Below are 7,389 nucleotides of genomic sequence, written 5' to 3'. Positions count from 1 at the left end.
TTGTCCTGTATGAGCTGCAAGTTGAGCCGCCAACTGTACAAGCCGTTTGGTCCTTCGTACATCCCCTAATTTTGCGCGCTGAAAAATGCTCTGTGCCCAGAGTGATGGTTCACTTAAAAACATGGCATGTGGTATCTGAAACAAAAGGTCAGGATCAGATCAGGTTAATTAAAAATGGTTCAAAAAAATCCCCCGGGGCAAACCGAGGGATTTGTGTAGAAGAGACAGGTATTCCTATAGGGCTTTTTTCTTTATTAAGCGTTAGGTTTTTTTATGAATACAGCCGAATGCGTTAAGACAGACTCATTGAAGACTGATTTAATCAATCTTAAGCAGTTCCACATCAAAAATTAACACAGAACCACCACCAATCTTGCCCGTGCTACGGTTACCGTAGGCGAGTTCACTGGGAATAAAAAAACGCATTTTATCGCCAACAACCATCAGCTGTACGCCCTCGGTCCAACCTTTAATCACCCTATTAAGCGGAAATGCGATGGGTTCGCCGCGATCAACCGAACTGTCAAACACAGTACCGTCAATCAAAGTGCCATGGTAATGGACTGTCACTGTATCGCTGGCTTTAGGATGAACTGTGCCATCGCCCTGAGTTAATACTTGATATTGCAAACCTGAAGCAGTGGTGACCACATCTTCTTTGGTTTTGTTTTGTGTTAAAAACTCATTGCCTAAACGGATATTTTCTTGGGCGGCTTTTTGGCCGTTCATCGAGGTAAAGAAGTAAAAAATCACCCCAGCAATCACCACAACGGCAAGTAACATTTTCATATAAAGAGCACCTTAGTTAATTTTTGCCATATTATCAGTTTTTTAGCTTGAGATGCTATCGGCACTCACGTGTGCGTTGAGCTGGATATCTGGTGCTACCAGTTCAAACCGTTAAAAACTCCTTCAAGACTTTATCCTGCTTTAGAGATCGCTTAATCTGTGGGCTTAAGACTCAATAAAAATTCAATAAAAACAAATAAGAACTAAAATTCAGATAATAAACAAGGAAAGTCTATGTTAAACAAAGCGGCAAAACCTTTGGTCAAACTCGTCGACCGATATCTACCCGATCCTTATATTTTCGTGCTTTTACTTACCTTAGTCGTATTAATTGCTGCTGTGGTTGCCGAACATAAAACCCCGCTGGAAGTCATCAATTATTGGGGTGATGGCTTTTGGACGCTGTTAAGTTTTTCGATGCAGATGCTGTTAGTGCTGGTGGCAGGATTTATGTTGGCAAGCTCCCCGCCGATTAAAAAGCTGCTCGATGCCATTGCTGGATTGGCTAAGTCGGCACCACAAGCCATTATTTTAGTGACTTTGGTGTCACTGGCCGCCAGTTGGATTAACTGGGGTTTTGGGCTAGTGGTGGGCGCGTTATTTGCCAAAGCCTTAGCTCGCAAAGTAAAAGTGGATTATCGGCTGCTGGTCGCCAGCGCCTATTCCGGCTTTGTGGTTTGGCATGGTGGGCTTGCGGGTTCGATCCCATTAACCATAGCGACGGTGGGGCATTTCTCTGAATCGCAAATCGGTATCATCCCCACCAGTGACACCATTTTCGCGAGTTATAATTTATTGTTAGTGGCAATTCTGTTTGTGGTCATGCCCTTAGTGAATCGCTTTATGTTGCCTGAAGATAAGGACAGTGTTTATGTTGACCCAAGCGCCCTTGATGACAAAGACGCCGAACTTGATGCTTCGGCGTTAGAGCTTAACTCTGCAAATGTGAGCGAGCGTCAGCCTGAAAGCCGTCCTGCGGATAAGTTAGAAAATAGTCGTTTACTCGGCTGGAGCGTCGGTGGCGCTGGGCTTGTATACTTAGGTTATTACTTTTGGGTGCAGGGCGGCAGCTTAAACCTCAATTTAGTGAACTTCTTATTTTTATTCCTCGCCATACTGTTACATCAAACACCACGCAGTTTATTAACCAGTTTGAATGAGGCCATTAAGGGCGGCGCAGGTATTGTTATCCAATTTCCCTTTTATGCGGGCATTATGGCTGTGATGGTGCAATCGGGTTTAGCTCAAAGTATTTCGGAAGGTTTTGTGGCCATCGCTAGCGCCGAGAGCCTGCCATTTTGGAGCTTTATCAGTGCAGGAATTGTGAATATTTTTGTGCCATCGGGAGGTGGCCAATGGGCGGTGCAGGCACCGATTATGCTACCCGCCGCACAGGCTTTAGGTGCAGATGTCGCTCGGGTCGCAATGGCCGTTGCTTGGGGAGATGCGTGGACTAATTTGATTCAACCTTTCTGGGCACTGCCCGTGCTGGCGATTGCAGGCTTAAAAGCGCGGGATATTATGGGCTTTTGTTTAATGCAATTGATGATCACTGGCGTGATTATCAGTATCGCGTTGAGCTGGTTTTAAAGGCAAAATGACAGCCAATTTTGCATTTTAGAGTAAAGTGTAGGGCAATTTAAAATTGCCCTTTTTATTGGCGATGAATGATTAAAACCACTTTTGTGGGTATTGCCGGCGGCAAAGTAAGTTGTGATACAGCCAACCAAAAGCCAGAATGAGTGCAACACCACTGGCGACGGGCATATACAGAAAATCCCAGTGCTGCGCCGTGAGCATAACGACCAGAGGATTTGCTCCCGCTGGTGGATGCACAGTATGGGTTAGCATCATCACCGCTATGCCTAATCCGACCGCAAGCCCTAAGGCTAGCGGGGATACTCCTAAAGTATTTAGAATTATCAGTCCAACCAAACTTGTGAGTAAGTGGCCGCAGAAAATGTTTCTCGGTTGAGCGAGTGGACTTTCTGGCAAGGCAAACAACAACACCATAGTGGCACCAAAGGGGGCCATCAACCAAATGGTTTGCGGTATTAGCTGTTCAAGCGTCGCTAAACTACTGATACACAACGTGGCTCCACACCCTGCGAGCAAGGCCATCTTTAGATTCTGTGGATTGATTCTTTGCATCTTTTCTCCCATTGATGGCTTGTGTTAAGCCCTTATTTTGATAATGAATTGTGGACGTGAATGTTCAGCAAACCATCGCTGCTAACATGCTGTGGTGTTCCGTGTTCACTCTTGATTTCACTATTAACTTAATTTAGTTACCGAAGTAGACAAATTTGTCTACCTGTGCGAATGTTCTCACGGGTAGACTGACTTGTCTACTCGTGAGAAGATAGGACTCATATTTGTTAGCTAAAATTTGCTAACGAATGTTTACCAAAGAAGAGGAATGAGTTGATGCAGGGCACTGAGATTCAGACAGGTACGCCATCGGATAAACGGCAGCAATTGGTCACTACCGCATTTAAACTGTTTTATTTTCAAAGTGTGCATGGGGTGGGGATTAATCAGATTTTGCAGGAATCGGCGATCGCCAAAAAAACCCTGTACCACCACTTTGCCAGTAAAGATGAGTTAGTTGAAGCCGTGGTTCGCTATCGTGATGAGGTATTTTATCAATGGCTTAGCGAGCGAGTGAACGCATTGCCAGCGGGACGGGAGGGCATTGGTGGGTTATTTATCGCGCTCGATGATTGGTTTAATCAAAGAGTGCCGCAACTGTGTGAGTTTCGCGGCTGTTTTTTTATCAATGTCAGCGCCGAATTTACTGAGCCGAGCCATCCAGTGCGCCAACTCTGCGCTCTGCATAAACTGCGAGTGGCGAGTTTAATTAAACAGCAAGTATTGGCATTGGGGTTGCCAGAAGCCAAGACCCAATTTCTTGTTGCGGCAATAGGTTTACTCAAAGAGGGGGCGATAGTGTCGGCGCAACTAAAAGGTGACACTCAGTCAGCACTGTTGGCGTTGTCTGTGGTTGAGCAGTTGATCGATGCCGCGACTCATGCTGCTTAGAGTGCCACCCTCAGATGGCGATTCTTAGATAAGGCACCTTATATAAAAGCTTTTGTATAAAAGCCCTTACATAAAAGCTCTTACATAAGAGCATTAGATAAACATATCTACGGCGCCGGTTTTTACGCCATAACCCAGCACGGCTAAGTTGGCGACAACGGTGAGCCAAAAGACGTTTCTAAATGAGGCTTTAACGGACTTGTGTCTTAACAGGTTTTGGGCAAATAGAGCGCCGGGCCAACCGCCCATGAGGGCGAGCAGATGTAATGTGCTTTCTTTAGTGCGCCATTTGTTACGTTTAGCGGCGGATTTATCGATGGCATAGGCGATAAAGGTGAGCAGGCTTAGTGTGAGGTACATGCCCGCAATCCCGACTGGCAGCATATGTTGCTGCGCTGCGCCGATTAAGCCAGCAAGAAAAATCAGCACTAATAACAGCGGCATAAGGCTTGAGCCTGAAGTGGCTGCATTGGACTTTTGAGTGCGACCACTTTGGGCGCGACTGTTCTGAGCGCGACCGCTTTGTGCTCGACTCTTTTGAGAACGATTGGTTTGAGGTGAAGCGCTGTTGCCCGTTTTGGTAGTTTTTTTGTTTGTCATTATCTGGTATCAATCTCGTGTCAGTGTTTTTAAGCTTGCTTGTGTTCTTGTGATGCCGTGTATTTTTTAAACGCGAGGTGGCGCCAAAGTTTCTCTAGCGGCCCTTGCTTGAAATAGCGTAAGTACAGGCTGGCTAACAATAATTGCACTACTGAATAAACGAGCGCCATGGCCATGTATCCCCATCTATCTAAGCTCAATAGCAATTCGGGAGCTAAGTGTCTAAACACTAACACGCCAACGATGGATTGCAGAATATAGAGACTAAACGCGAGTTTGCCAATATTTTGCAGCGGAGTCAGTATATTAGGATTATTCTGGCAAACCTTAACTATAATGTGGATGTAAATCAGCGCCATAGGAATAGCACTTAGCATGATTAACACATCTGAAAACGCAACGAGAATAGTATTTTTCGTTAAACCTAAGATGGTATCAAGCAGTGATAGCGTTACGCTTGCTAGCAGTAACTTTACCAGTACCGATTTGCTAAAACCTTGCTCAAAAGTCCCTTGTTGATACAAGGCCATGCCGAGCAACATCAAGCCAGCTGTAAACCACATTATGGTAAAAGGGATCACCAGTGCCATATAGCCAACTTGCATCAATTGCAGTAACAGTTGGTCGGCATAGCCAGAGGTCCATGCACTGTATTGCTCTGCAAATAGACTCGATTCTCGAGTGAAAGGTTCATCGCTGCCCGTAAGGCTAACCAGCGTAATGATAACTAAGGCGCTTAAAATAAAAATATTCGCTTTGCGCTTAAGGGCTTCAACACTTAAATCTTTGTAACACAAAGCTAAAAATCCGCTGATGCCATAGGTGAATAAAATATCACCTGACCAAATAAAAATGCCGTGGAGTAGGCCAAATACAATTAACCATTTTAAACGTGATCGCAGTAGGGAATAAGCTTCTAGGCCTTTGGCGCTAAATCGCTGATATTGAATAAAAAGCCCGACACCAAACAAGATGGAAAACAGACTGATAAAGCGTGCCTCGATGAAAAAGTTACTGAACACTTTGATAATGTGATCCGACAGCGGCTGTGTTTCATGGGGCGCATAGCCAAAAAAAGTAATGCCCATAAAATAGATATTCATAAAAAATATCCCCAACACGGCTAAGCCGCGAATAGCATCGAGGTTGGCATTACGCTGTGCGGGTATCGTCATTACAACAGGCTGCGTGGAGTCTGATCTTGACCAAGGGTCTTTAGGTAAGTTTGCTGACACGTTAGCTGAGTTCCTTTCGCTAGTAGACATGTTCCACTTTTCACTGGAATTTGGGAGGGCTAGCCTAGCAGGCGCTAGCCTCCAATGAAATACAGCCAACACAAAAAGTAAAATACAGGAAAGGTAGAAAGTGAACTAGCGCCAACGTAAAAAGTGAAATACAAAAATGCAGAAACGGATTGAGAAGACTGTCGAACCATTACTCGCCGATATCTTCGTTCCAGAGTGTGGGATTACTGGCGATAAAGTCCTGCATCAATTGTTTGCACTCGGCATTATCGACCACAGTGACATCCACGCCGCGGGATTTTACATAGGCTTCTGGCCCTTGGAAGGTAGCGTTTTCACCGACGATGACTTTTGGTATGCCATAAAGTAATACTGCGCCGCTGCACATATCGCAGGGCGATAGGGTGGAATATAAGGTCGCCCTTTGGTACTCGGCGGCGCTAAATCGGCCGGCATTTTCGAGACAATCCATTTCGGCATGCAGTACTGAACTGCCTTTTTGTACCCGTTTATTGTGGCCGCGCCCGACGATTTTACCATCGATCACTAATACCGAACCAATGGGAATGCCGCCCTCGGCGAGTCCTTGCTTAGCTTCTTCAATGGCTGCCGCTAAAAATTCATCCATCTTGATATCCTTAAAATATGAGCCTTGAGTATTGAACTCAGCATAGCACTCGTTTGGGAGACAATCTAAATGGTTTTGATTTGTTGCTTCAATAAGTCCCTCAGGCTATCGAGAATTGGCTGCGAAGCCATTTCTGGCCGATAAATCAGGCAGATATCGGCGGGGATGGTTTGTTTTAACTTAATAAATCTTACCCTAGGCCAAGGTTGTGAAGCATAACTTTGCGGCACTATGGATACCCTGTTATCGCCAGCGATGATGGCCATCAAGCTATTGGGCTCGACCATTTCCTGTACTAATTGCGGCATAAATCCTGCGGCCTGACAGCTGGCGATAATCAAATCGCTAGAGGCGGAATTGGCACGGCTGAGTAAGGTAAAGGGCTCATCTTTGAGTTCACTCAAGTCGATGCTTTTACGTCTGGCTAAGGGATGCTTACTTGCCAGTGCTAACACCATAGGTTCGCTGGTGATAGTTTCGGCGAGAAGGTGCGGCAAATTTAAGGTGTCGGCGTAGCGCACTAGGCCAAAATCGATTTCTTGATGTGCTAAGGCGACTTTTTGAGTTTCAGGTGATAACTCTTGAAATATCAGCTCATTATCAGGGCATTGCTTACGAAAGCTTTTCAGTATGTCACCAAATCCCATCCAAAACAGCGAGCTCATGATGCCAATCCGAATATGGTTTCTATCGAGTCGCCCAAGCTGAGCCACTTGTTCCAATGAGGTATTCACCAGCTCGAATATTTGTTCGCACTTCTCTCTTAACAATTGGCCATAGGGCGTGAGCTCGACCTGACGAGTGCTGCGGGTGAACAGCTCAACGCCAAGGAGCGATTCTAACTCTTTGATTTGTGCGCTCAGCGGAGATTTCGATAGATGCAGTTGTTCGGCGGCAGCGCTAAAGTTTTTCACTTCAGCCACTCGATGAAAATACCGCAGCATCTTCAAGGTGACGAGTTCTGATGCGTTTATCGTGCTCATTTTAGGCTCACTATTTTCAGCTATTGTCCTTTTTATCAGCACAATAGTGCGGTTAATCGCGATTATTTGCAATCCTAAGCCCGCTTATACTGAGGGTCGCTTA

9 protein-coding genes are annotated in these 7,389 nt (G+C 45.5%); 2 read left to right on the top strand and 7 right to left on the bottom strand.

The genetic code is table 11. The features are described from left to right. The coding region (locus L5L98_RS16545) for a transposase (protein ID WP_263142432.1) at nt 1–123 on the bottom strand (123 nt) is incomplete at its 3' end. Nucleotides 124–318: 195 nt separating this feature from the next. Further along, entirely contained in the window at nt 319–789 is a 471-nt protein-coding gene (locus L5L98_RS16540; protein WP_168822988.1) for an FKBP-type peptidyl-prolyl cis-trans isomerase, read from the bottom strand. 234 nt (nt 790–1,023) lie between these two features. Here L5L98_RS16540 and L5L98_RS16535 point away from each other — a divergent pair, with 234 nt between their 5' ends. Then, nucleotides 1,024–2,379 carry a short-chain fatty acid transporter gene (locus L5L98_RS16535; protein ID WP_263142424.1) on the top strand — a complete coding sequence of 452 codons (1,356 nt, stop codon included), beginning with the start codon at nt 1,024–1,026 and terminating at the stop codon, nt 2,377–2,379. Nucleotides 2,380–2,460: 81 nt separating this feature from the next. Here L5L98_RS16535 and L5L98_RS16530 read toward each other — a convergent pair whose 3' ends face one another. After that, complete coding sequence (locus L5L98_RS16530) at nt 2,461–2,940, bottom strand: HPP family protein (RefSeq protein ID WP_263142423.1); 480 nt, start codon at nt 2,938–2,940, stop codon at nt 2,461–2,463. Between the two features lie 276 nt (nt 2,941–3,216). Here L5L98_RS16530 and L5L98_RS16525 point away from each other — a divergent pair, with 276 nt between their 5' ends. Continuing rightward, nucleotides 3,217–3,831: a TetR/AcrR family transcriptional regulator gene (locus L5L98_RS16525; RefSeq protein ID WP_263142422.1), complete on the top strand. Its 615-nt coding sequence runs from the start codon at nt 3,217–3,219 to the stop codon at nt 3,829–3,831. A gap of 93 nt (nt 3,832–3,924) precedes the next feature. Here L5L98_RS16525 and L5L98_RS16520 read toward each other — a convergent pair whose 3' ends face one another. The 4 genes from L5L98_RS16520 to L5L98_RS16505 all read right to left on the bottom strand — a co-directional run bounded on the left by L5L98_RS16520 (nt 3,925) and on the right by L5L98_RS16505 (nt 7,286). Further along, nucleotides 3,925–4,431 carry a DUF1294 domain-containing protein gene (locus L5L98_RS16520; protein WP_263142421.1) on the bottom strand — a complete coding sequence of 169 codons (507 nt, stop codon included), beginning with the start codon at nt 4,429–4,431 and terminating at the stop codon, nt 3,925–3,927. 29 nt (nt 4,432–4,460) lie between these two features. Next, nucleotides 4,461–5,666: a DUF418 domain-containing protein gene (locus tag L5L98_RS16515; RefSeq protein WP_263142419.1), complete on the bottom strand. Its 1,206-nt coding sequence runs from the start codon at nt 5,664–5,666 to the stop codon at nt 4,461–4,463. Between the two features lie 199 nt (nt 5,667–5,865). After that, on the bottom strand, nt 5,866–6,303 hold the full coding sequence (locus L5L98_RS16510; RefSeq protein ID WP_028761325.1) for a nucleoside deaminase: 438 nt from the start codon (nt 6,301–6,303) through the stop codon (nt 5,866–5,868). 65 nt (nt 6,304–6,368) lie between these two features. Beyond that, nucleotides 6,369–7,286, bottom strand: a complete 918-nt coding sequence (locus tag L5L98_RS16505; RefSeq protein ID WP_263142418.1) for a LysR family transcriptional regulator — start codon at nt 7,284–7,286, stop codon at nt 6,369–6,371. Between the last annotated feature and the right edge of the window lie 103 nt (nt 7,287–7,389).

It is taken from the genome of Shewanella sp. SM23 (assembly GCF_025654295.1).
Taxonomy (GTDB): domain Bacteria; phylum Pseudomonadota; class Gammaproteobacteria; order Enterobacterales; family Shewanellaceae; genus Shewanella; species Shewanella oncorhynchi.
This window is presented reverse-complemented; position numbering and strand designations above follow the sequence as displayed.

Bases quoted from the DNA above. Each gene is read 5' to 3' on its own strand.
- L5L98_RS16540 (WP_168822988.1), bottom strand. From the start codon at position 789: ATGAAAATGTTACTTGCCGTTGTGGTGATTGCTGGGGTGATTTTTTAC.
- L5L98_RS16535 (WP_263142424.1), top strand. From the start codon at position 1,024: ATGTTAAACAAAGCGGCAAAACCTTTGGTCAAACTCGTCGACCGATAT.
- L5L98_RS16530 (WP_263142423.1), bottom strand. From the start codon at position 2,940: ATGCAAAGAATCAATCCACAGAATCTAAAGATGGCCTTGCTCGCAGGG.
- L5L98_RS16525 (WP_263142422.1), top strand. From the start codon at position 3,217: ATGCAGGGCACTGAGATTCAGACAGGTACGCCATCGGATAAACGGCAG.
- L5L98_RS16520 (WP_263142421.1), bottom strand. From the start codon at position 4,431: ATGACAAACAAAAAAACTACCAAAACGGGCAACAGCGCTTCACCTCAA.
- L5L98_RS16510 (WP_028761325.1), bottom strand. From the start codon at position 6,303: ATGGATGAATTTTTAGCGGCAGCCATTGAAGAAGCTAAGCAAGGACTC.
- L5L98_RS16505 (WP_263142418.1), bottom strand. From the start codon at position 7,286: ATGAGCACGATAAACGCATCAGAACTCGTCACCTTGAAGATGCTGCGG.